This is a genomic window from Streptomyces sp. SCL15-4 (assembly GCF_033366695.1).
In the GTDB taxonomy this organism is placed as follows: domain Bacteria; phylum Actinomycetota; class Actinomycetes; order Streptomycetales; family Streptomycetaceae; genus Streptomyces.
This window is the reverse complement of the sequence record NZ_JAOBTQ010000001.1, coordinates 1,299,144-1,322,113: the sequence shown is the minus strand read 5'-3', so window position 1 is coordinate 1,322,113 and position 22,970 is coordinate 1,299,144. Positions and strand designations below refer to the sequence as shown.

The following is a 22,970-nucleotide window of genomic DNA, read 5'->3' as shown; positions in this document are numbered from 1 at the left end:
TGGCCCCTCGCCTGACCGTCCGTCCCGTAGTTCCCGCCGTCCGTCAGGCGCGGTCCTGTCACCGGGCGGGCCCCCGCCTCGCTGACAGCGACCCGCCGGCCCTCGTACCCCGGCCCGCAGGCCTAGCGGCGGCGGCAGTAGCGCCGAGGCCCGGATCGTCCCACGGCTGTAGCCCGAACGGCCCTGTCGGGTACCCGCGGGGGCAGACGAGGGTGGGACGTATCCATCCGCACGTCCGCCGCCCTGCCACGAAAAGGAATCCACATGCCCGTCGACGAGCAGCAGACACCCGCGCAACCGGAGGAGTGCGAGCTGAAGACGCTGGACGCGCACTGGCGCGCCGCGAACTATCTGGCCGTCGGTCAGATCTACCTGATGGCCAACCCCCTGCTGACCGAGCCGCTGCGCCCGGAGCACGTCAAGCCGCGCCTGCTGGGCCACTGGGGCACGTCGCCGGGCCTCAACCTCGTGCACACGCACCTCAATCGGGTGATCAAGGCCCGCGATCTGGACGCCATCTGCGTCTGGGGACCCGGGCACGGAGGGCCGGCGGTGCTGGCGAACTCCTGGCTGGAGGGTTCCTACACCGAGACGTACCCCGACATCACCCGGGACGCGGCCGGCATGGCCCGGCTGTTCAAGCAGTTCTCCTTCCCCGGGGGAGTGCCGAGTCACGTCGCGCCCGAGACGCCCGGATCGATCCACGAGGGAGGGGAACTCGGCTACGCGCTCTCGCATGCCTACGGTGCGGCCCTGGACAACCCGGGCCTGCTGGTCACCTGCGTGATCGGCGACGGCGAGGCGGAGACCGGGCCGCTGGCGGCCTCCTGGCACTCCAACAAGTTCCTCGACCCCGTCCACGACGGCGCGGTCCTGCCGGTTCTGCACCTCAACGGCTACAAGATCGCCAACCCGACCGTGCTGTCCCGGCTCCCCGAAGCCGAGCTGGATGCCCTCCTCAAGGGGTACGGCCACGACCCGATCCATGTCACCGGTGACGACCCGGCCGCCGTGCACCATGCGATGGCACGGGCCATGGACACGGCGCTGGACCGCATCACCGCGCTGCAGCGCGCCGCTCGCGAGGACGGGGTCACGGACCGCCCGCGCTGGCCCGTGATCGTGCTGCGCACCCCGAAGGGCTGGACCGGCCCGGCCGAGGTCGACGGGCTGCCGGTGGAAGGCACCTGGCGGGCCCACCAGGTGCCGCTGTCCGCCGTGCGGGACAACCCCGAGCATCTGCGGCAGCTCGAACAGTGGCTGCGCTCCTACCGGCCCGAAGAGTTGTTCGACGAGCACGGTGCCCCGCGCGCCGAGGTACTGGCCTGTGTTCCCGAAGGGCCCCGCCGGCTCGGCGCCGTCCCGCACACCAACGGCGGGCTCCTGCTGCGCGACCTGCCCCTGCCGCCGCTCGAACGGTATGCCGTCCGCGTCGACAGGCCGGGCGCCACCCAGCACGAGCCGACCCGCGTGCTCGGCGACCTGCTCGAGGACGTGATGCGGGCCACCGCCGAGCGCCGGGACTTCCGTCTCGTCGGCCCCGACGAGACCGCGTCGAATCGTCTCCAGGCCGTCTACGCGGCCAGCGGCAAGGCCTGGCAGGCGGACACCCTCGACGTGGACGAACACCTCGACCGGCACGGCCGGGTGATGGAGATCCTCTCCGAACACACCTGCCAGGGCTGGCTGGAGGGCTACCTCCTCACCGGCCGGCACGGACTGTTCTCCTGCTACGAAGCGTTCGTGCACATCGTCGACTCGATGGTCAACCAGCACATCAAGTGGCTGCGCACCACTCGCCGCCTGCCCTGGCGCGCCCCCATCGCCTCCCTCAACTACCTGCTCACCTCACATGTGTGGCGCCAGGACCACAACGGGTTCTCCCACCAGGATCCCGGTTTCGTCGACCACATCCTCAACAAGAGCCCCGAGGCCGTACGGGTCTACTTCCCGCCGGACGCCAACACCCTGCTCTCGGTGGCCGACCACGCACTGCGCAGCCGTGACTACGTCAACGTGATCGTCGCCGGCAAGCAGCCCTGCTTCGACTGGCTGTCGATGGAGGACGCCACGGTCCACTGCGCGCGCGGCGCGGGCATCTGGGAGTGGGCGGGCACCGAGGACGGCTCGCGCGAGCCGGATGTCGTGCTCGCCTGCGCGGGCGACGTCCCCACCCAGGAAGTGCTGGCCGCCGCCCAGCTGCTGCGCCGACACCTGCCCGGGCTGGCCGTGCGGGTGGTCAACGTCGTCGACATCGCCCGGCTGATGCCGAGCGAGGAACACCCGCACGGCATGAGCGACTTCGAGTACGACGGCCTGTTCACCCCGGACAAGCCGGTGATCTTCGCCTATCACGGCTACCCGTGGCTGATCCACCGCCTGGCCTACCGCCGTACCGGCCACCGGGGCACGCATGTGCGCGGCTACAAGGAGATCGGCACCACGACCACACCGTTCGACATGGTCGTCCGCAACGACCTGGACCGCTACCGCCTGGTCATGGACGTCATCGACCGAGTCCCCGGCCTGGCGGTGCGCGCAACGGCGCTGCGCCAGCGCATGGCGGACGCCCGGCAACGTCACCACGTCTGGATCCGCGAGCACGGCACGGATCTGCCCGAGATCGCCGACTGGACGTGGGACGGCTGAACCACCCCGCCGGCACCGCACCTGCCCGCTTCTCACCGCGAGCAGCCTCACCGGCCAGGACCGGGGGAAGCTGGTCGACGAAGTCGGCCAGTTCCTCACCCGGCCTCCGGCTCCGGGCGGACCGCCTTCGCTTTCGGCTGCCGTCCAGATCGTCCGCGGAGTGGTCAGCATGAGTCCTGGAAAACCCAGGGAGAGCTGCCCGGGCGTGCGACTCGTTGTAGGGTGTGGACACAGCCCTTGACCTGCAAGAACGCAGGCAGGGAGCCTATTCCGGGAGTATTTCGATGCTTCGTACCATGTTCAAGTCCAAGATCCATCGAGCCACCGTCACCCAGGCCGACCTGCACTACGTGGGATCCGTGACCATCGACGCCGATCTTCTCGATGCCGCCGACCTGCTGCCCGGGGAACTGGTGCACATCGTCGACATCACCAACGGGGCCCGGCTGGAGACGTACGTCATCGAGGGGGAGCGGGGTTCCGGGGTCGTCGGGATCAACGGGGCGGCCGCCCATCTCGTGCACCCCGGTGACCTGGTGATCATCATCAGCTACGCTCAGGTCACCGACGCGGAGGCCCGTGAGCTGCGGCCCCGCGTCGTGCATGTCGACGCCGGCAACCGGATCGTGTCCCTCGGCGCCGACCCGTCCGAGCCCGTGCCCGGGTCGGACCAGCAGCGCAGCCCGCAGGCCGTAGGAGCCTGACCGGCTGACCGGTGGACTAGGAGCGTGCGTGGCCATGAGCGAGACCGAGATCCGCGACGACCGGGCGGCGGGCCGTCTGGAGGCCGTCGGCGACGGTGAGGTGGTCGGCCGCATCGAGTACTTCGTGCTGGAATCGCCCGCGCGCGCCCTGGTCCCCGTGCACACCATCGTCGAGCCCGCCCACGAGGGCAAGGGCATCGCCGGATCGCTCGCCCGCGAGCTGTACGCCCTCGCCGGGCGCGAGGGCGTCCCGGTGGCCCCGCTGTGCCCGTACGTCGTCAAGTGGGCCGAACGCCACCCGGAGACCGCTCCGCCGGCCGACCCCGAGCTGCTCTCGGCCGCCAAGGACTGGCTGCGCGTCCATCCCGGACGGTTCTGAGAACCGGCATCCGTGGCGCGCGCCCGGCGGGTGAGCGGTCGCGGCGGCCGTACATCCGTCCGGCCGGCGCGTGCGGACCGTCGCCGCGTTCACCGGGAGTGGTCGCGCGGCGGCCCGTCGGCCCGGCGTTCCGTGCCCGCTGCCGCGGTCGGATCCGGGCGCGGGCCGTCGTCGCCCTCCGTCCTCCCGGCGGCCACCCGCGCGGACCCCTTCGGTGGTGCCGTCGGGTGAGTGGCCGCGCGGGCTCCGGGTAGGCGGGGGAGTAGTCCGCAGGCCACGTCCCGTGACAGCGCGGAGGACATCATGACCAGCCCGCATCCCGACCCGGTCCCGCCCGCTCCGGCCCCGGGCCCCGGCCCGAGCCCGACTCCGCCGGACCCCTATCCGAGCCCGGTCCCGCCGCCGGAGCCGGCCCCGGAACCGACCCCGGTCCCGCCCGGCCCCGGCCCCGCACCGTCCCCGGCGCCGCCCCACCCGGGCCCGCCGGAGCCGTCCCCGTCTCCCATCCCGCCGGGCCCGGAACCGGTGCCGAACCCCGAACCCGGCCCGCCCCTCACCTGAGCCCCGGCGCACCGAGCGGTGCCCGCCGGCCAGAGGGCGCGGGGAACCGGGCGCCCGGCCACGGCAGACCCGCCGGCCGCACCGGACGCCCCGGCAGAGCCCGCGTACCGCGTACCACGTGCCCGTGACGCCCGAGGGCCGGCCGGGCCGCGCAGCTGTGCGCGCCGGCCGTCCGAGCGGCGCCCTCGCCGCGCCTCTCGCGGTCCGGCACCACGGCCGTGCCCAAGCGGCTCCCCGCGGCCTACGACCTCACAGCGGACGGAGAGCACTCGCCGCACCCGAGAGGCCGGGCCACGGTCCACGGGTCCACGCCCCGACCGCAGCCCGGCCCCTCTGGTCAGGCGGCTCCGGCCCCTACGCCGAAACCTCTCCCCGCTCCCCGCCCCACAGCGTGTGGAACGTGCCCTCGCGGTCCACCCTGCGGTACGTGTGCGCGCCGAAGAAGTCGCGCTGGCCCTGGGTCAGGGCCGCGGGCAGGCGCGGAGAGCGCAGGCCGTCGTAGTACGCGAGCGCCGCCGCGAAACCGGGCGTCGGCACTCCCTGCCGCACCGCCGCGATCTGCACCTCGCGCCAGTCGTCCTGCGCGTCGGCGATCTCGCGGGCGAACGTCTCGTCCGACAGCAGGCTCGGCAGGTCGGGGCGGGCGTCGTAGGCCGCGCGGATGCGATCCAGGAACGCGGCGCGGATGATGCAGCCGCCCCGCCAGATGGAGGCCACCGCGCCGAGGTCGATGTCCCAGCCGTACTCTTCGCTGCCCGCCGCGATCTCGTGGAAGCCCTGGGTGTACGACACGATCTTGGACGCGTACAGCGCCTGTTCCACCCGGTCCGCGAAGGCCGCCGCCTCCGACTCGCTCAGCGCGGACGGCTTCGGGCCGGCCAGCTCCCGGGACGCGGCCCGCAGCTCCGCGTGCCCGGACAGGGACCGGGCGAAGACCGCCTCGGCGATGCCGGACACCGGAACGCCGAGGTCCAGCGCGATCTGGACGGTCCAGCGGCCGGTGCCCTTCTGCTCGGCCTGGTCCACCACCACGTCCACGAACGGCTTGCCGGTGGCCTCGTCCACGTGGGACAGCACCTCGGCGGTGATCTCGATCAGGTAGGAGTCCAGCCGGCCCGTGTTCCAGGTGCGGAAGATGTCCGCGATCTGCGCGGGGGAGTACCCGGCGACATCGCGCAGCAGCTGGTACGCCTCCCCGATCAGCTGCATGTCGGCGTACTCGATGCCGTTGTGGACCATCTTCACGAAGTGCCCGGCACCGTCGGGACCCACATGCGTCACACACGGCGCGCCGTCGGCGGCCTTCGCGGAGATCTTCTCCAGCATCGGGCCCAGCGACTCGTACGACTCCACCGACCCGCCCGGCATGATGCTCGGCCCGTGCAGCGCGCCCTCCTCGCCACCGGAGATGCCCGCGCCGACGAAGTGGATGCCCCGCTCGCGCAGCTCCCGCTCCCGGCGCCGGGTGTCCGCGAAGTGCGCGTTGCCACCGTCGATGATCATGTCGCCGGGCTCCAGCAGCGGGGCGAACTCCTGGATCACCGCGTCCGTCGGCTCACCCGCCTTGACCATGACGACGAGGCGGCGCGGGCGTTCGAGCGCCGCCACGAACTCCTCGGCGGTCTCGGCCGCGACGAAGTCGCCCTCCTGCCCGAACTCCTCCACCAGCGCCTTCGTGCGCGACACCGTACGGTTGTGCACGGCGACCGTGTAGCCGTTGCGCGCGAAGTTCCGGGCGAGGTTGCGGCCCATCACCGCGAGGCCCGTGACACCGATCTGCGCTGAAGTGCTCATACCGCCTGCTCCCTGGTTGCCTCATGACTACGGCTCCGTCAGTACGGGACCATGCTCATCCTGACGTGCCCCGACGGCGAGCGCACAGCCGACCCGCCACACATGCGTACGCGGCCGGACAGCCCTCCGTCTCGGTCACCGGCCGGCGGCCGGCTCAACAAGGGGGTCTTCCCGGCCATTTGGGCGGTACGGCAGGCCGATTCCCCGTCTTGTCATGGCCTGTTCGCGGCGCTTACGTTTGCCCCTCCTGACGCATGCCGAGGGGAATTCGGACATGGCCGTACGCGGCCGGCACCGCCGGTACCAGCCGAACAGGATCAACCGCGCCTCACTGACCGTCACGGCGGGCGGCGCCGGCCTCGCGATCCCGCTGGTCGCCGCCGGCACCGCGCACGCCGCCGACGCGGCCACCTGGAACAAGGTCGCCGCCTGCGAGTCCAGCGGCAATTGGAGCGTCAACACCGGCAACGGCTACTACGGCGGACTGCAGTTCACCCAGTCCACCTGGGAGGCGTACGGCGGCGCCCGCTACGCGTCGCGCGCCGACCTGGCGAGCCCGGACCAGCAGATCGCCGTCGCCGAGAAGGTCCTGGACGGACAGGGGCCCGGCGCCTGGCCGGCGTGCTCGCCCCGCGCCGGGCTCACCCCGGGCGGTGCCGGAACCGGCGTGCACACCGACTCGGCCGCCGCGCGGACCGGCGTCCGGCCGGCCTCCTCCGTCAAGGACGTGCAGCCGCAGACCACTCCGCAGTCCCGCGCGGGCCGGGCCGAGATGTACACCGTGGTGCACGGGGACACCCTCTCCGGCATCGCCGGCGAGCAGCGCGTCCCGGGCGGCTGGCGGTCGCTGTACGCGGGCAACCGCGCCACGATCGGCGCCGATCCGGACCTGATCATGCCGGGGCAGCGACTCAGCCTGAACGGCACCCCCACCAGACCCGCGCCTCCCAAGTCGCCGAAGCGCAAAGCCCCTTCGGACCATACCGGTACGCACCACACCCCGTCCCCGGCCCGGCACGCGCGCGTCGCCCCGGTGAGCGCGTCCGTCGGCACCGGCTACCACGTGGCCGGTTCGCACTGGTCGAAGGGCTACCACACCGGCGTCGACTTCCTCGTGCCGACCGGTACCTCCGTGAAGGCGGTCGCGGCCGGCCACGTGGTGTCGGCGGGCTGGGGCGGTTCGTACGGCTACCAGGTGGTGCTGCGGCACGCCGACGGCCGCTACACCCAGTACGCCCATCTGTCCGCCATCTCCGTGCGGACCGGCCAGAACGTCACCGCGGGCCAGCGCATCGGCCGCTCCGGCTCCACGGGCAACGTGACGGGCCCGCACCTGCACTTCGAGGTGCGGACGGGGCCCGGTTTCGGGTCGGACGTCGACCCGCTCGCCTACCTCCGGGCCGGCGGCGTCAGCATCTGACGCGGGCACGGGACCGGCACCGGGACCGGCAGCGCGACCGGCACGTGGAAGCGCACGGACAGCGGTATGTACGGCGCGGCGGACGCGGCGTCGTCCGCCGGGACGTACGGCGCCGCAGGCGCGTCTTCGTCCGCGGGGACGTACGGCGTCGAGGACACCGCGCCGGCCGGCGCCGCGGCGCCGTCGGCCTCCGTCCCGCCGCCGGCTTCGCTCCTGCTCCCGGTCTCGGTCCCGCTCCCGGCCGTGCCCGGCACGAGCGGCTCGCGCGGCACGGTCCCGGCCGCCCCGGTTCCGGCGCCGCCGGACGCCCGCCCGGCTCCCGCCGCTCCGGCGCCGCTCGTGGACGCTCCGGACCGGTCCGCTCCGGCGTCCGCCGCCCCGCGCTGCCGTGGCACACCGGCACGCGCCTCTCCGGCGGCCCGGTCCGGCCCGGCGGCGTCCGGCAACGCCTGCGCGCGGGACACCGCCGCCGGAGCGGCCGCGGCAACGGCGGACACGAAAGCCGCGGGAGCGACCGCCGAGGACCCCGCCGGAACAGCTCCCGCCGTGGCGGCCGGCGGCTCCTCCACCCGGGCTCCACTCGGGTCCCGCGGAGTCTCCGCGGTCTCCAGCCGTTCCGTCGTCAGCATGATCAGGCCGCCCGCCGCCACGACCCCGCAGCCGAGGGCGAGCACCGTGCCCGCGGTGCCGTGGCGGAACGTCTCGCCGAACATCAGCACGCCGACCGCGGCGGCCAGCACCGGATTGACCACCGTCAGCGTGGCCAGCGGGGCGGCGAGGCCGCCGTACCGGTAGGACAGCTGGGACAGCACGACGCCGGCGACCGAGAACGCGGCGATCACGCCGAGCGAGGGCAGGTCGCCGAGGCCGATGCCGTGGGTCCAGTCCACGGCCACGGTCTTGGTGAACACCGACGACATGCCGAAGGCGACACCGGAGGCGGTGGCGAGCAGCACGCTGCGCACCGCAGGATGCCGGTGCACGGCCAGCCCGGCGAAGGCCAGCGCCGCCACCGCCGCGCCGGTGGCCGGCGCGACCGCCAGCCGCTGCCCGGCGGCCAGGGAGTGCGTGGCGGAGGAGCCGACCAGGGACAGCACACCGGCGAGGCCGGCCGTGGCCATGAGGGCGCCGCGCCAGGCGGTCGCCCCGGCCCGGCGGCCGACGCACAGGGCCGCCATGGGCAGGGCGAAGACGATGGTCAGCGCGCCGAGCGGCTGGACCAGGCTGAGCGGCCCGCAGGCCAGCGCCACGACGTGCAGCACGCCGCCGAGACCGTTGAGCGCGAGCGCGCCCCACCAGCCCGGCCGGCGCACCGGGACGCTGCCGGCGGACGACACCGCCATCCGCTCCTGCGCGATCGCTCCGCCCGCGTAGGCGAGGGCGGAGACGACCGACAGCAGCACGGACAACGCCAGGGCGCTCATCGGCGTCTCCTCGTGGGGCAGTGGGCGTCCTGGGCCCGTATGCGATCGGCTTCCATGGTCAACACTCTGCCCGCCCGTGATCTTCCCGTCGTCGTCCCTGAGCGCAATGCGTCCTACTGCTTTTGGAGTACGCCGGCGCGCCGGTGCTCCCTTGGCGGGCCGACGCCGGGCGGGCACCCGCCGTACCGGCCCGGCGGCCCGCCTGGTAGGAGTGCCTGTCGTGCACCTCGATCCCTCTCTCGCCGCGCTGCGCCCGCTGGGCGGCTTCTTCGTCCTGCGCACGCTCGCCGATCCGTCCGGCGGCACGGGTCCGCGTCGGCTGCCGGCCCTGGCGGACGGCTACGCGGAGACGACGCCGCACGACCGGGACCCGCTGGCCGCGCGGGTCGCCGTCGTGGGCGAGCGGCTGCGGACCGCCGAGCCGCGGGTGGCCGCCTCCCTCGCCCAGCAGGGACTGGCCGCCCGGCTGTGGTCGGCGGCCCTGGGCTGCGCCGTCCTGTACGGCCGGCTGCCCGACCTGGACCCCGGCCTGCTGCGCTGGGACGTGGACGCCGCCGCCCCCGACGACCTGTGGCTCACCGAGGTGCGCCCGCTGCCCGGTGACGCGCCCGACCTCGCCGGCGCCGTGCTGCACGGCCACCTGGAACCCCTGACGGCGGCGCTGCGGGCCCGCTACGGCGTCGCGGCGGGCCTGCTGTGGGGCAACGCGGGCTCCGCGCTGGCCGCGACCGCCCGGGAACTCGGCCGCTGGGCCCGCGCCCACGGCCGCGGCGATGTGGCGGCCCGCACCCGTGCCCTCACCGCCGAGCTGTTCGCCCATCCGCTGCTGCACGCCACCGGGCTGCGCACCGGCACGTCGTTCCGGCGCCGCAGCTGCTGCCTGTACTACCGGGTGCCCGGCGGCGGCCTGTGCGGCGACTGCTGCCTCACCCGCCCGCCGAGCCCCGCCCCGCCCGCGCGCTGACCGGCCCGGCTCCGCGGCCACCGGGCACGCCGGCCGCGGGCGGCCCCTCCCGCGCGCGACGCGTTCCACGTCAATCGCTCGGAATGCCCGGGTTCGCGCCCCTCGGCCCTCAGGATGCAGGCAACGATGTCCAACCCGCGGAGGTCATCCGACATGAGAGGGACCCGGCGCACGCGCTGGTGCATGGCCGGGGTGATGGCAGCGACGGCGCTGATCGCCACCCCCGCCGCACGGGCCGAGGAGCGGACCGACGGCCGCCTCACCGAGCTGGTCAACCCGTTCATCGGGAGCCGGAACGAGGGCAACACCTTTCCCGGCGCGGCCGTGCCCTTCGGCATGGTGCAGCTCTCCCCGGACACCGGGCACAGCACCGGCTACGACTACACGCAGAACCGTATCCGCGGCTTCTCCCTGGTCCATCTCTCCGGCGTCGGCTGCCGCATCGGCGGCGACCTGCCCGTGCTGCCCACCACCGGTGACGTCACCCGGACGGACTACGCGCGGTACGCGGCGGCCTACTCGCACGACGACGAGGAGGCGAGCCCCGGCTACTACCGGGTCGGCCTCGGCTCCGGCATCCGCGCCGAGCTGACCGCCACCGCCCGCACCGGAGTGCAGCGCTACACCTTCCCGGCCACGCAGCAGGCCAACGTCCTGCTGAACGCGGCCCAGGCCCTGCACAAGCCGGTGAGCAGCGCGGTGGAGATCCTGGACGACCGCACCGTGCGCACCGAGATCACCGGCCACGGCTTCTGCCGGGACACCGGCCCCTACACCGTCCACACGATCACCCGCTTCAGCCGGCCCTTCACCGCCTACGGCACCTGGGCCGGCCGCACCGTCACCCCCGGCGCCCGCACCGGACCCGGCGGCGCCTACCTCCGCTTCGACACCACCCGGGACCGCACCGTCGAGGCGACCACCGCGCTGTCGTACGTGGACGCGCGCGGCGCCGCGGCCAACCTGCGCGCCGAGGGCGGCCGGTCCTTCGACGCCGTGCGCCGCCGGGCCCGCGAGCAGTGGGAGCGCCGGCTCTCGGCCGTCCGGGTGCGCGGCGGCACGCAGGCGCTGCGCCGGACCTTCTACTCCTCGCTGTACCGCGCGTACCTCGCGCCCAACGTCGGCGGCGACGCCGACGGCCGCTACTTCGGCTGGGACCGCCGTGTCCACCGGGCCCGGGGATTCACCTACTACCAGAACTGGTCGCTGTGGGACACCTACCGCACCCAGGCCCAGCTGCTGGCCCTGCTCGCGCCGCGCGAGGCCCGGGACATGGCACGGTCGGTGATCGCGGTCGACGAGGACGGCGGCTGGCTGCCCAAGTGGGGCTACGGCCCGGTCGAGACCAACATCATGACCGGCGACCCGGTCACCCCCTTCCTGACCACCGCCTACCACTCGGGCCTGCTGAAGGGCTTCGAGGAGCGCGCCTACCGGGCACTGCGCAAGAACGCCGACGGTGTGCCGCCGGCCGCGTACCCGGGCGTCGGCCGGGAGGCCAACGCCGAGTACATCGCCAAGGGTTTCGCCCCTTACGTCAAGGGCCGGCCGTACGCCAAGGCGGGCGACTCCGACTACCACTACGGCGCCTCGGTCACCCTGGAGTACGCGCTCGCCGACGCCATGCTCGCGCAGATGGCCCGCGGCCTCGGGCACCACGAGGACGCCGCCCGCTACGCCGCCCGCTCCCGCGCCTACCGGAACGTCTTCGACCCCGCCACCGGCTTCTTCCGCGCCCGGGACGCCTCCGGCGCCTTCACCGGCCCGCCCGACCCGGCCCGCGGCACCGGTTTCCACGAGGGCACCGCCTGGCAGTACCAGTGGCTCGTCCCGCAGGACGTGCCCGGCATGACGGCGCTGATCGGCGGCGCCCGCGCGGCCGAGGCCCGCCTGGACTCCTTCTTCGCCTACGACCGGCTGCTCGCCGACCCGGAGCGGACCGCGCGCGAGGTCTGGGTGCACGGCGACCCGTACGCCTACTACAACGCCGCCGTCTACAACCCGATGAACGAGCCGGACCTCGTCGCGCCGTACACCTACCTCTCCACCGGCCACCCCTGGAAGACCACGGACGTGGTGCACGCGGCGCTGACCCTGTTCACCGACAGCCCGGACGGCCTGACCGGCAACGACGACCTCGGCACCATGTCCGCCTGGCACGTGCTGTCGGCCATCGGACTGTTCCCGGTCCAGCCCGGCTACGGCACCTGGGGCCTGACCACGCCGGTGTTCGACCGGGTCGACCTGACCCTGGACCGCCGCTACTGGCCGCGCGGCCGGCTGACCGTGACCGCGCCCGGCACCTCGCGCACCGACCGCTACGTCCAGGCCGTGCGCACCGACGGGACACCGCACGGCCGGACGTATCTGACGACCGGCGCGCTGCGCTCCCTCGGCTCCCTCGCCTTCACCGTCGGCCCGCGCCCGTCCCGGTGGGGCACCTCGCCCGAGGCGGCGCCGCCCGTCCTGAGATGACCGCGACGCACCGCTGATCCACCCGTCGCCGACGTGTGAGGCAAGCCCGTGACCTCCGACCTGCTCGCTCCCCTCGATCTGGCCTTCTGGAACATGGAGTCCGACCGGCACCCGATGCACCTCGGCGCGCTCGGTGTCTTCGGCGCGCGCTCGCCCACCGCCGGGGCGCACGCCGCCGACCTGCTCGCCGCCCGCGCCGCCGCCGTACCCGGCCTGCGCCTGCGCATCCGCGACCGCTGGCAGCCGCCCGCCTTCGGCGGCGCCGCCCGGGAGACCGACCCGGCCTTCGACCCGCTCGACCACGTCCGGCTGCACGCCCCCGCCGACGACTTCCACGCGGTCGCCGGCCGGCTCATGGAGCGCCCGCTGGAGCGCGGCCGGCCGCCGTGGGAGGCGCATGTGCTGCCGGGCGCCGACGGGGTGTCCTTCGCGGTGCTCTTCAAGTTCCACCACGCCCTCGCCGACGGGCTGCGCGCGCTGAGGCTCGCCGCCGGCGTCCTGGACCCCGTCGGCCTGCCCGAGCGCGCGCCCCGCGCCGTCGAGCCGCCGCGCGGCCCGCTGCCCGACGTGCGCCGGCTGCCCGCCCGGGTTCCCGGGCTGGTCCGGGACGTGCTCTGCGACGTCGGCCGGACCCTGGACATCGGCGCCTCGCTGGCCCGCTCCACCCTCGGCATGCGCCCCTGCCCCGCGCTCGTCTCGGCGCCCAGCGGCACCCGCCGCACCGCCGGGGCCGTCCTCGACATCGACGACGTGCACCGGGTGCGCAAGGGCGCCGGCGGCACGGTGAACGACGTCCTCGTCGCCGTCGTCGCCGGGGCCCTGCGCCGCTGGCTGGACGAGCGCGGCGACGGCAGCCAGGGCGTGGCGCCGCGCGCCCTGATCCCGGTCTCCCGGCGCCGTCCGCACGCCGCCCAGCCACAGGGCAACCGGCTCTCCGGTTACCTGATACGGCTCCCGGTGCACGAGAGCGACCCGCTCGGCCGGCTGGACACCGTGCGCACCGCGATGGCCCGCAACAAGGACGCGGGACCCGACCGGGGCGCCGGCGCGGTGGCCCTCCTCGCCGACCGCGTCCCGGCGCTCGGCCACCGGCTCGGCGGGCCGCTGGTCGGCCAGGCCGCCCGGCTGTGGTTCGACATCCTCGTCACCAGCGTGCCGCTGCCCGGCTTCGGGCTCCGGCTCGGCGGCCAGGAGCTGACCGAGGTGTATCCGCTGGCCCCGCTGCCGCCCGGCCAGGCGCTGGCGGTCGCGATCTCCACGTACCGCGGGCGCGTGCACTACGGACTGGTCGCCGACGGACGGGCCGTACCGGACCTGGACCGGCTCGCGTGGGCGGTGCCGGCGGAGATGACGGCACTGCTGGCGGCCGGCGGCCACTGAGAACCGTGCCACCGCCGGCGGTGCGCGCCGTCTGCTTCCGCCGCACCGCCCGCGCGGCTCGCCGGCGGGTGTGAACCGGGCCACGTCCGGCTCCCGGTTCCCGTCCGTACTCCGTGTCCGGCGGGCGGTCTCCGCCGGCGGTCCGCGGGGCCGGAACCGTCGCCGGTTTGGCCCACCGGCCCGGCGCTCCGTAAAATTCGCTGTTCGAAGGCGGGCGCGAGTCGGAGCGCTGCGCGGGTGACCAGGGAAACGGCAGCGCGATGACGGTGACAGAGGACGGCTCGGCGTCCATGGACGAGATGGTCTACGGACCCGGTATCGACCCCGAGCGGCTCGCCGTCTGCCTGAGCGTGCTGGAGGAACTGGACCGGCTCGACGTCGACCACCCCGACGCGATCAAGGTGCGCCGGGCCACCTCGCACGTCTACCGCGTGGTCAAGCAGCGCCGCCGCCAGGAACGCCGGGCCGCCAAGACCGCGCACGACCGCGCCGTCACCGAGGCCACCGCCACCGGCTCGGCCGAGCGCATCGACGACGAGACGGAAGGCATCCTGCCCTCCTCGAAGGTCGAGGCGGGCAACATCGCGGGCATACTCCAGCGCCCGCGCTCCTGCTACACCTGCAAGAGCCGGTACGTGGAAGTCGACTACTTCTACCACCAGCTCTGTCCCGACTGCGCCCGGCTCAACCGCGCCAAGCGCGACGCCCGCGCCGACCTCACCGGCAAGCGCGCCCTGCTCACCGGCGGCCGCGCCAAGATCGGCATGTACATCGCGCTGCGGCTGCTGCGCGACGGCGCCCACACGACCATCACGACCCGGTTCCCCAAGGACGCCATCCGCCGCTTCAAGGCGATGGAGGACTCGGCCGACTGGCTGCACCGGCTGGAGGTCGTCGGCATCGACCTGCGCGACCCGGCCCAGGCCGTCGCGCTCGCCGACCAGGTCGCCGAGGCCGGCCCGCTGGACATCCTGATCAACAACGCCACGCAGACGGTGCGCCGCCTGCCGTCCGCCTACGCCGCCCTGGTCGACGGCGAGAGCGCCCCGCTGCCCGCCGGCGAGCTGCCCGCCCACCACGTCATCGGCGCCTTCAACTCCGGCGCGGTGGACGGCCTGGCCGCGCTGCCCGCCGGCACCAGCGGGCTGGACGCGCAGCAGGTGGCCGACCTCGCGCTCGTCGCGGGCAACGCCAGCGTCGCCCGGCACCTCGACGGCACCGCCATCGACGCGGGCGGCCTGCTCCCCGACGTGGTGGAGACCAACACCTGGGTGCAGACCATCGACCAGATCTCCCCGGTGGAGCTGCTGGAAACCCAGCTGTGCAACTACACGTCGCCGTTCATCCTGATCAGCAAGCTCCGCCCGGCCATGGCGGCGGCCGCCGGGAGGGCGGCGAGCGGACGGGCGTACGTGGTGAACGTCTCGGCCATGGAAGGCGTGTTCAGCCGTGGCTACAAGGGCGCGGGCCATCCCAACACCAACGCCGCGAAGGCCGCGATGAACATGGTGACGCGGACCAGCGCCCAGGAGATGTTCGAGTCCGACCGGATCCTGATGACCTCCGTCGACACCGGCTGGATCACCGACGAGCGCCCCCACTACGACAAGCTGCGTCTCGCCGAGGCCGGCTTCCACGCCCCGCTCGACCTCATCGACGGCGCCGCCCGTGTCTACGACCCGGTCGTGCGCGGCGAGGCGGGCGAGGACCTGTACGGCGTCTTCCTGAAGGACTACGAGCCCGGCAAGTGGTGAGCGCCCGGCGGGCGTTGGCCTGAGTGGTGGCGGCCGGGCGGACCTCGGCCGAGCGGGCTTCAGCCGGTCGTGTCTCCGTCGGCCGCGCCTCGGCCGCCGCGCCTCAGTCGACCGCGTCGAGCCGGGCCCGCCCGGCCGCCACCAGTTCCAGCACGGTGCGCCAGTCCTCCAGCACGCCCGCGTCGAAACCGGGCGTACGGCTTTCCTCCTCGGCCTGGCGCAGCCGCAGCACGTCGTCGTCGGCCGGGTCCGCCTCCGCGCGGACCAGCCGGGACACCCGCTCACCGAGCAGGCAGCGCACCGCCTCGGCGAGGCCGCCGGCCCGGGCCGCCTCGTCGCCCGGCCTCGAGCCCGGCCGGATGCCCCGCACCAGCGCGGCCACCTGCAGCTCCTTGTCGGCGGGACGGCTGCGGCGCAGGAGCGCGGCGGTCCGCAGCGCGTGCCGGTGCGGGCCGGCGTACAGCAGATCCATCAGCTCCTCGACGCTGCGCAGCTCCATGCGTCAGTCCTTTCGCGAGACAGCCGTTGCCGCGTCAGCAGACCATGGCCGGCTTGCCGCCCGGCCAACGGCATTTGAACTGCGCCCGGTCGGCCGACCACTCTCAACTTATTTCGAAGAGACGTTCGTTAGCATCCGCCGTACGGGTGATTCCGGATGTCGTACGAGTGAGCATCTTGTCTGAAAAGGCCCCATATTGGGGGTGATTGGGCGGCTGCGCGAAGCATATTGGTTACACCTTGTTTGCATTCCCTATCGAGCGGATGCCCGCTCATTTGGTTAATCTGGAGGCGGCGGACAACAGTACGGGGTTCTACCCACACCCACCGTCCGTCCTGGGGCACGCCGGCCACAACGGCCCGCTCCGGCACAGCGGAACCGGCGCCACCGCGTCCGAACCTGGCCTTCCATCCAGACCCGAGCGGGCGTCCAGCGCCGTGGCGCAGACTGTGCGGTACGCCCCGAGGGTGACCCGACACATAAGGAGTGCGCGGTGACACCGGAGAAGACGAATCGCGAACAGCGGCCCGAGGAACGCGCGGAGCGCAGGGGCCGCCGCCCCGGAGAACTCGGCAGCCTGGAGGTGTGGGCCCGCTCCGCACCGATCCGCCTCGCGGGGTACGAGGAGGATCTGGCCGAGCCGCACATCCTGCCGAGCGTGGACTGACCCCTCCCGGCCCGCCGCGATCACCGCCCGCATGGGCGTGACACACGCCCATGCCGATCAGAGAAGCCACGGCCGGCGACTGGCCGCGGATCCGGCCTTTCCGGCACCGGATCGTCGTCGCCGCCGAGGACGAGGACGGGAGCGTGGTCGGCTCGGCCTGTCTCACCGCCGACTACGGCGGACCGGCCGCCCGTGCGGCGGGCGCCGGCTTCATGGCCGACCCGGACCACTCCGGCCGCGGCATCACCACCCATGTACTGGCCGAGGCCCGCACGCACGGCTACCGCGCCATGGTCTTCGACGCCGTGGTCGAGACGAACCCCGCCGTCGCCCTGTGAACCTCTACGGGGCCCTGGACCAGCGGCAGTTCGACCGCTACCGGCGCTCCGCCACCGGCGCCGTCCGCCGCCACGGGGTCAGCTCCTCCAACTCCTCGGCCACGTCCAGCAGTACGGACTCCGTGCCCGGCCGGCCCACGAGCTGCACGGCGCAGGGCGCGCCCGAGGGCAGGGCGCCCACCGGGACGGACATCGCCGGCCAGCCGGTCAGGTTCCACGGCGGAGTGAACGGCGAGTAGGCGGAGTCGGCGAGGAGGTTCCGCAGCCAGCCGCGCTCGTGCCACGGCCCGGCGTGCGGGGAACGGCGGGCCAGCGCCGGGGTGAGCAGCACGTCGTACTCGGTGAAGAACGGCGTCAGCCGGGCGCGCAGCCGGTCGCGGGCCGCGCCGCCGCGGACCGTGCGCGTGAAGCGGCGCCCCACGGCCGCGTGCACCCGGGTCCGGCGGGCGAGCCGGGCCGGGTCCATGCCCTCGGCGTCCACCGCCGTCCCGGCCGTCCAGTGCCCGAGCGCGGTCACGCCGAGGGACAGCGGGTACGGCGGCTCGGCGCGCCGCACCCGGTGCCCGGACCGGGCCAGCGCCCCGGCCGCCTGCCGGACCGCGTTCGTATACGGCCGGCTCACGGGCACCCCGGCGAGCGGGCTGCGCAGCGCGACGGCGATCCTCAGCGGACCGCGCTCCTCGCGCCGTACGAACTCCGCCCCGGCGAGGACGCCCAGCATCAGCCGCAGATCCTCCACCGTCGTGGCCAGCGGCCCGTTCTCCGCCATGCCGAACCAGTCGCCGTGGCCGATCCCGGCCGGCACCACTTCCGGCCCCGGCTTCAGCGTGACCAGCCCGCAGTTCGCGGCCGGGATGCGCAGCGAGCCCATCCCGTCGTTGCCCAGCGCCAGCGGCACCAGACCCGCGGCCACCGCCGCCGCGCTGCCGCCGGAGGAGCCGCCCGCCGTGCGGGACAGGTCCCACGGATTGCGGGCGATGCCGTACGGGCCCTCCGTGGTGGCGAAGACACACAGCTCCGGCACGTTCGTCACGCCGACCACCACCGCGCCCGCCGCGCGCAGCCGGGCCACCGTCACATGGTCCTCGGCGGCCGGGGCGTCCGAGGTGGCGGCGGAGCCGTTGCGGCACGACTCGCCGCGCACCGGCAGATTGTCCTTGACCGCCACCGGCACGCCCGCCAGCGGCAGCCCGGCCACATCCGCGCGGGCGGCCACCTCGTCGGCCTCGGCGAGCGCCGCCCGCGCCCGGACCTTCCGGAACGCTCCGATCCGGCCGTCGAACCGGTCGATCCGCGCGAGGTGTTCGGCCACCACCTCCCGTGGCGTGACCCGCTCCTCGCGGACGGCGGCGGCGATCTCGGCGGCACTGCGGCCGGCCCAGCTGCTCACGGACACTCCTCGGCTGGTCGTCGACTGCGCGCCCCATCGGTTACCCGTCGGTATGAAAGCGCGTAGAGAGAACTGTGCACCGCCCGGGCCGGTACGTCGAGAGGCCGTCGGTCCGGGCCGGCGCGCCAGGCCCGGGCCGGTCAACCCCGTGACGCGCCGCCGTCCGTGCCCTCGTCCGGACCGTGCTCGCACCCGCGGTCGCCGGCGCCGGCCGTGCGTGCCGGGCCCGTGCTGTGCCGTTCGATCAGCCGGGGGACCGGCACCCGCACCGTCCGGGCCGGGCCGCCGTCCAGCAGCTCCAGCAGCTCCCGCGCCGCCGTCGACCCGAACTCCACGCTGTCCCGGGACAGCGCCGACAGCCGCGGCGTGACCATGCGGCACAGGGCCGAGTCCTCCCACGCCACCACCGACAGCCCGGCCGGCACCGAGAACCCCAGCTCGGCCGCGGCGGCGAGGCCGGCGACGGCCATCACGTCGGTGTCGTAGACCAGGGCCGTCGGGGGAGCGGGGCCGCGCAGGACCCTGCGGGTGACCGCGGCGGCCTCGGTGTCGGAGTAGTCGGTCGTCACCGACTCCACCTCGGCGAGCCCACGCCGCTCCGCCTCGGCGCGCAGCGTGCGGATGCGGCGCTGGGTGTGCGCGAGGCCCGGCAGACCGGCGATGTGCACGATCCGGCGATGCCCCAGCGTCGTCAACTCGCCCACCACCGCGGCCATCGCGCCCGCGTCGTCCGCCCAGACCGTGGACAGCCCGGGGTGCCGCTCGTCCGGGGCGCCGCCGATCACCACGGCGGGCAGCGAGAGTTCGTCCAGCAGGCCGGGCCGCGGATCGTCGGCGCGCGGATCGACGACCAGGACGCCGTCCACCCGGTGCTCGGCCCACCAGCGCCGGTACACCGCGCACTCGTCGGCCACGTCCTCCGCCACCTGGAACAGCAGGCCCAAGTGGCGCTCGGCCAGCACCTTCTGGATGCCGGAGACGAGCTGGAGGAAGAAGGAGTCGACGCCCAGCGTGGCCGCGGGGCGGGCCAGGACGAAGCCGACCGTGGCCGCGCCCTCCCCGGACAGCGCGCGGGCCGCCGTACTCGGCCGCCAGCCCAGCTGCTCGGCGACCCGGCGGACCCGGGCCCGGGTGGCCTCGGAGACACCGGGGCGGTCGTTGAGCGCGAAGGACACGGCACTCTCGGAGACTCCGGCGCGCCGGGCGATGTCCTTCATCGTGGGCCGGCGGGCGGGGGACCGTCTGGTCGGCACGTTTCCTTCCCTTCGGCAGGGAACTACTAAAGCGCTTGAGTGTCAAGACCCTAAAGCGCATTAGCCAACTACCGCAAGTTCTCGGCCAGTAGGCGCCCACCTGCACTGATGAAGGACGGAATGCTTTAGCGGCGACGAATCCATTGACTTTCTCCGAACGGCCCGGGCAAGGTCTTTCGCGCCACCCACAGCCCCGACACCGCAAGGGAGCCGTGTCCGTGCCCCTCTCCCGCAGAGCCCTCACCGCCCTCGCCGTCGCCCTCGTCCTGCCGCTGAGCGCCTGCGGCCCGGGCGGCGACGGAGGCACGAGCGACGCCTCCGGCAAGGTCGAGGGCGACATCACCTTCCAGACCTGGAACCTGCGCGCCAACTTCAAGGACTACTTCGAGGACCTGATCGCCGGCTTCGAGGAGAAGTACCCGGACACCCACGTCAAGTGGATCGACCAGCCGGCCGAGGGCTACGCCGACAAGATCGGCGCCGACGCGGGCGGCGGCACCCTGCCCGACGTCGTCAACGTCTCCCCGGACCTCCTCGCCCCGCTCGCCAAGGCGGGTCTCGCGCTGGACCTCGACAAGGCCGCCGCCCGCTATCGCGAGGAGTACCTGCCCGGCGCCTGGGCCGGCCACAAGGTCCCCGGCCTGACCGGCACCTACGCCTTCCCCTGGTACCTCAACACCGGCCCGCTCTTCTACAACAAGGCCCTCTTCGAAAAGGCCGGACTCGACCCCGGGCAGCCCCCGAAGACCTACGGCGAACTCTTCGCCGACGCACTGAGGATGGCCCGGAAGACCGGCGGCAAGGTCGCCACCCTCGCCAACGTCCCCACCATCGAGGACTTCGGCCGCTACGGCGTTCCGCTCATGAACGAACAGGGCACCGCATTCGCCTTCAACGACCCCAAGGGCGTCGAACTCCTCACCAGATACAAGCAGTTGTACGACGCCGGGGCCCTCGACCCGCAGGCACTCACCGCCACCGGGGAGTCCGCCGGCAAGAAGTTCCTCACCGGCGCCGTCGCCATGAACCCAGGCAGCGCCCTGGACCTGGACAACTTCCGGAAGAACGCCCCGGGCCTGTACCGGAACATCGGCATCACCGACCAGATCACCAGCACCGGACACGCCAACATGTACGTGATGGGCGTCATGGTCAACTCCCGCACCCGGCACACCCCGGCCGCGGTCGCCTTCGCCCACTTCGTCACCGACGCGCGGAACCAGATGTCCTTCGCCAAACGGGTCGCCATCTTCCCCAGCACCGCCGGCTCCCTCGACGACCCGTACTTCACCAGGCAGGACGGCACCGACGCCACCCGGGTACGCGTCGCCGCCGCCAAATCCCTGAAGACCGCCGTCAATTACACACCGGTGCTGTTCAGCGAGCAGATGAAGACCGCGCTACGCAACGAGGTCGCCAAGGCGCTCCAGGGCAAGCAGAGCCCCAAGGAAGCCCTGGACAACGCTGTCAAGGCCGCCGACCGGCTCCTCCAGCAGGGCTGACCGCCATGGCCACGCCCCTCCGCGTCCGTCACCACCTCCCCACCAGCCCCTGGCTGTTCGCCGCACCGGGACTGCTGATCACCGGCGCCTTCGTGCTCTACCCCTTCCTCTCCACCCTGGCGAACTCCCTCACCGACCGCCGCACCCTGCTCCCCGGCCGCTACGTCGGACTCGCCAACTTCCGCGAACTGCTCCACGACGACATGTTCTGGACCGGACTGCGCAACAGTGCCCTCTACGTCCTCGGCGTCGTCCCCGCACTCGTCGTCCTGCCCCTGCTGCTCGCCCTGCTGGTGCACCGGAACATCCCCGGCATCACCTTCTTCCGCTCCGCCTTCTACACCCCCGTCGTCGCCTCCGTCGTCGTCGTGGGCCTGATCTGGGTCTGGCTGCTGGACGAACGCGGCCTGGTCAACTCGGTACTGGAGACAGTGGGCATCGGCCACGTCGGATTCCTCAGCGACCAGTGGCTGCTCCTGCTCAGCGCCATGGCGGTCACGGTCTGGAAGGGCCTCGGCTACTACATGGTCGTCTACCTGGCCGCACTGGCCAACGTGCCGCGCGAACTGCACGAGGCCGCCGCCGTCGACGGAGCCGGCCCGGTCCGCCGCTTCCTGTCCGTCACCGTGCCCGCCGTACGCTCCACCATGGTGCTCGTCGCCGCGCTCTCCTCGGTCGCCGCCTTCAAGGTGTTCTCCGAGGTGTACCTGATGGCGGGCCCGAGCGGCGGCCCGGCCGGCGAGGACACCACCCTCGTCATGCTCGTCCAGCGCACCGGCACCGGCCTGTCCGGCCGCGTCGGCTACGCCTCCGCCCTCTCCGTCGTCGTGTTCACCGTCACCGTCGCCCTGATGCTGCTCGTCCTGCGCGCCGACCGGAAGGAGGAATCGTGACCGTCCCGGAGAAGGTACGGCCCCGGCGGCCCGCCGCCGCGGCCCGCGAGCGCCGCCTCACCGACGAGCACGGCCGCAGGGTCCGGCCCCGCGAACTGCTCTGGCGGTACCTGCTGCTCCTCGTCGTCCTCGCGCTGACCGCCGGCCCGTTCCTGTGGCAGCTGTCCACCTCCCTCAAAGGCCCCACCGAGGACATCTACAGCTCCCCGCCCCGCCTCCTGCCCGGCCACCCCACCCTGCGCAACTACGCCCGGGTCGCCGACACCATCCCGGTCTGGGACTACGCCCTGAACTCCCTGAAGGTCGCCACCGCCAACGTCGTCACCAACTGCGCCGGTTCGGCCCTCGCCGGCTACGCCCTGGCCCGGCTGCGCTACCGCGGCCGGCGCGCGACCACGCTCGTCTTCGTGCTGGCCATGCTCGTACCCGTCGAGGGCATCGTCATCGCCCAGTTCACCACCATGCGCGAACTCGGCCTGAACAACACGCTGATCGGCGTCGTCCTGCCCGGAGCCGTCGGCGCGATGAACGTCCTGCTGATGCGGGGCGCCTTCCGCGCCCTGCCCCAGGAACCGGACGAGGCCGCCTACGTCGACGGCGCCAACGTCTGGCAGCGGTTCCTGCGCATCGCGCTGCCCTCGGTCAAGGGCACCCTCGCCGTCGTGGCGATCTTCTCGTTCATGGGCGCCTGGGACGACTTCCTGTGGCCGCTCATCGTGCTCAGCGACCCCTCCAAGTTCACCCTGACCATCGGACTCAACCATCTGCACGGCACCTTCGCCGGCGACGAACGCCTCGTCGCCGCCGGCACGATCATCGCCGTGGCACCGCTCATCGTCCTGTTCGCCTGCCTCCAGCGGTACTTCTTCCGCGGCGTCGGCGAGGGCGCCGTCAAGGGCTGAACCTCCACCGGGTACCCCGAGT

The 22,970-nt window shown here is 73.6% G+C and carries 17 protein-coding genes and 1 pseudogene; 13 read left to right on the top strand and 5 right to left on the bottom strand.

The window, feature by feature from the left end; translation table 11 throughout:
- Nucleotides 1-264: 264 nt before the first annotated feature.
- From SCK26_RS05425 to SCK26_RS05415, 3 genes are all read left to right on the top strand, one after another.
- The gene (locus tag SCK26_RS05425; protein WP_318200109.1) at nt 265-2,649 is read left to right on the top strand and encodes a phosphoketolase family protein; all 2,385 of its coding nucleotides are present in this window, start codon (nt 265-267) and stop codon (nt 2,647-2,649) included.
- A 284-nt stretch (nt 2,650-2,933) separates the two neighbouring features.
- Nucleotides 2,934-3,353 (top strand): aspartate 1-decarboxylase, encoded by a 420-nt coding sequence (gene panD, locus SCK26_RS05420; RefSeq protein WP_030611681.1) that lies wholly within the window; start codon nt 2,934-2,936, stop codon nt 3,351-3,353.
- Between the two features lie 34 nt (nt 3,354-3,387).
- Nucleotides 3,388-3,732, top strand: a complete 345-nt coding sequence (locus tag SCK26_RS05415) for a GNAT family N-acetyltransferase (RefSeq protein WP_318200108.1) — start codon at nt 3,388-3,390, stop codon at nt 3,730-3,732.
- A 915-nt stretch (nt 3,733-4,647) separates the two neighbouring features.
- Here the strand turns inward: SCK26_RS05415 and gndA are convergent.
- Nucleotides 4,648-6,087 (bottom strand): NADP-dependent phosphogluconate dehydrogenase, encoded by a 1,440-nt coding sequence (gene gndA / locus SCK26_RS05410; protein ID WP_318200107.1) that lies wholly within the window; start codon nt 6,085-6,087, stop codon nt 4,648-4,650.
- A gap of 274 nt (nt 6,088-6,361) precedes the next feature.
- On the opposite strand from gndA, the gene SCK26_RS05405 reads away from it, so the two are divergent.
- Nucleotides 6,362-7,507 (top strand): transglycosylase family protein, encoded by a 1,146-nt coding sequence (locus tag SCK26_RS05405; RefSeq protein WP_318200106.1) that lies wholly within the window; start codon nt 6,362-6,364, stop codon nt 7,505-7,507.
- Here SCK26_RS05405 and SCK26_RS05400 read toward each other — a convergent pair.
- Nucleotides 7,477-8,931, bottom strand: a complete 1,455-nt coding sequence (locus SCK26_RS05400; protein WP_318200105.1) for a DMT family transporter — start codon at nt 8,929-8,931, stop codon at nt 7,477-7,479. The genes SCK26_RS05405 and SCK26_RS05400 overlap by 31 nt on opposite strands.
- A gap of 220 nt (nt 8,932-9,151) precedes the next feature.
- Here SCK26_RS05400 and SCK26_RS05395 point away from each other — a divergent pair, with 220 nt between their 5' ends.
- The 4 genes from SCK26_RS05395 (at nt 9,152) to SCK26_RS05380 (ending at nt 15,504) form a co-directional block, all read left to right on the top strand.
- Nucleotides 9,152-9,895, top strand: a complete 744-nt coding sequence (locus SCK26_RS05395; RefSeq protein ID WP_318200104.1) for a (2Fe-2S)-binding protein — start codon at nt 9,152-9,154, stop codon at nt 9,893-9,895.
- A gap of 153 nt (nt 9,896-10,048) precedes the next feature.
- Nucleotides 10,049-12,370: a GH92 family glycosyl hydrolase gene (locus SCK26_RS05390; protein WP_318200103.1), complete on the top strand. Its 2,322-nt coding sequence runs from the start codon at nt 10,049-10,051 to the stop codon at nt 12,368-12,370.
- Between the two features lie 48 nt (nt 12,371-12,418).
- Entirely contained in the window at nt 12,419-13,750 is a 1,332-nt protein-coding gene (locus SCK26_RS05385) for a wax ester/triacylglycerol synthase family O-acyltransferase (RefSeq protein WP_318200102.1), read from the top strand.
- A gap of 260 nt (nt 13,751-14,010) precedes the next feature.
- Nucleotides 14,011-15,504, top strand: coding sequence for an SDR family NAD(P)-dependent oxidoreductase (locus SCK26_RS05380; RefSeq protein WP_318200101.1), 1,494 nt, complete (start codon nt 14,011-14,013; stop codon nt 15,502-15,504).
- A gap of 103 nt (nt 15,505-15,607) precedes the next feature.
- Here SCK26_RS05380 and SCK26_RS05375 read toward each other — a convergent pair whose 3' ends face one another.
- On the bottom strand, nt 15,608-16,003 hold the full coding sequence (locus SCK26_RS05375; protein WP_318200100.1) for a hypothetical protein: 396 nt from the start codon (nt 16,001-16,003) through the stop codon (nt 15,608-15,610).
- A gap of 493 nt (nt 16,004-16,496) precedes the next feature.
- On the opposite strand from SCK26_RS05375, the gene SCK26_RS05370 reads away from it, so the two are divergent.
- Together SCK26_RS05370 and SCK26_RS05365 are read left to right on the top strand one after the other, a co-directional pair.
- Entirely contained in the window at nt 16,497-16,670 is a 174-nt protein-coding gene (locus SCK26_RS05370; protein ID WP_318200099.1) for a hypothetical protein, read from the top strand.
- 50 nt (nt 16,671-16,720) lie between these two features.
- Nucleotides 16,721-17,005 (top strand): annotated as a pseudogene (locus tag SCK26_RS05365) (GNAT family N-acetyltransferase); the annotation flags it as partial.
- Nucleotides 17,006-17,045: 40 nt separating this feature from the next.
- Here the strand turns inward: SCK26_RS05365 and SCK26_RS05360 are convergent.
- Nucleotides 17,046-18,398, bottom strand: a complete 1,353-nt coding sequence (locus tag SCK26_RS05360) for an amidase (RefSeq protein WP_318200098.1) — start codon at nt 18,396-18,398, stop codon at nt 17,046-17,048.
- Nucleotides 18,399-18,538: 140 nt separating this feature from the next.
- Entirely contained in the window at nt 18,539-19,651 is a 1,113-nt protein-coding gene (locus tag SCK26_RS05355; protein ID WP_318200097.1) for a LacI family DNA-binding transcriptional regulator, read from the bottom strand.
- A gap of 218 nt (nt 19,652-19,869) precedes the next feature.
- Here SCK26_RS05355 and SCK26_RS05350 point away from each other — a divergent pair, with 218 nt between their 5' ends.
- Genes SCK26_RS05350 through SCK26_RS05340 form a run of 3 tightly spaced genes read left to right on the top strand, consistent with a single transcriptional unit; the run spans nt 19,870 to nt 22,948 of the window.
- Nucleotides 19,870-21,153, top strand: a complete 1,284-nt coding sequence (locus SCK26_RS05350) for a sugar ABC transporter substrate-binding protein (protein ID WP_318205924.1) — start codon at nt 19,870-19,872, stop codon at nt 21,151-21,153.
- A gap of 5 nt (nt 21,154-21,158) precedes the next feature.
- Nucleotides 21,159-22,046 (top strand): sugar ABC transporter permease, encoded by an 888-nt coding sequence (locus SCK26_RS05345; RefSeq protein WP_318200096.1) that lies wholly within the window; start codon nt 21,159-21,161, stop codon nt 22,044-22,046.
- Nucleotides 22,043-22,948, top strand: a complete 906-nt coding sequence (locus tag SCK26_RS05340) for a carbohydrate ABC transporter permease (RefSeq protein WP_318200095.1) — start codon at nt 22,043-22,045, stop codon at nt 22,946-22,948. Before SCK26_RS05345 ends, SCK26_RS05340 begins: the two co-directional genes overlap by 4 nt.
- Nucleotides 22,949-22,970: the final 22 nt, after the last annotated feature.

Excerpts from the sequence above, each read along its gene's own strand:
- SCK26_RS05425 (WP_318200109.1), top strand. The coding sequence starts at position 265 with ATGCCCGTCGACGAGCAGCAGACACCCGCGCAACCGGAGGAGTGCGAG.
- panD (WP_030611681.1), top strand. The coding sequence starts at position 2,934 with ATGCTTCGTACCATGTTCAAGTCCAAGATCCATCGAGCCACCGTCACC.
- SCK26_RS05415 (WP_318200108.1), top strand. The coding sequence starts at position 3,388 with ATGAGCGAGACCGAGATCCGCGACGACCGGGCGGCGGGCCGTCTGGAG.
- gndA (WP_318200107.1), bottom strand. The coding sequence starts at position 6,087 with ATGAGCACTTCAGCGCAGATCGGTGTCACGGGCCTCGCGGTGATGGGC.
- SCK26_RS05405 (WP_318200106.1), top strand. The coding sequence starts at position 6,362 with ATGGCCGTACGCGGCCGGCACCGCCGGTACCAGCCGAACAGGATCAAC.
- SCK26_RS05400 (WP_318200105.1), bottom strand. The coding sequence starts at position 8,931 with ATGAGCGCCCTGGCGTTGTCCGTGCTGCTGTCGGTCGTCTCCGCCCTC.
- SCK26_RS05390 (WP_318200103.1), top strand. The coding sequence starts at position 10,049 with ATGAGAGGGACCCGGCGCACGCGCTGGTGCATGGCCGGGGTGATGGCA.
- SCK26_RS05380 (WP_318200101.1), top strand. The coding sequence starts at position 14,011 with ATGACGGTGACAGAGGACGGCTCGGCGTCCATGGACGAGATGGTCTAC.
- SCK26_RS05375 (WP_318200100.1), bottom strand. The coding sequence starts at position 16,003 with ATGGAGCTGCGCAGCGTCGAGGAGCTGATGGATCTGCTGTACGCCGGC.
- SCK26_RS05345 (WP_318200096.1), top strand. The coding sequence starts at position 21,159 with ATGGCCACGCCCCTCCGCGTCCGTCACCACCTCCCCACCAGCCCCTGG.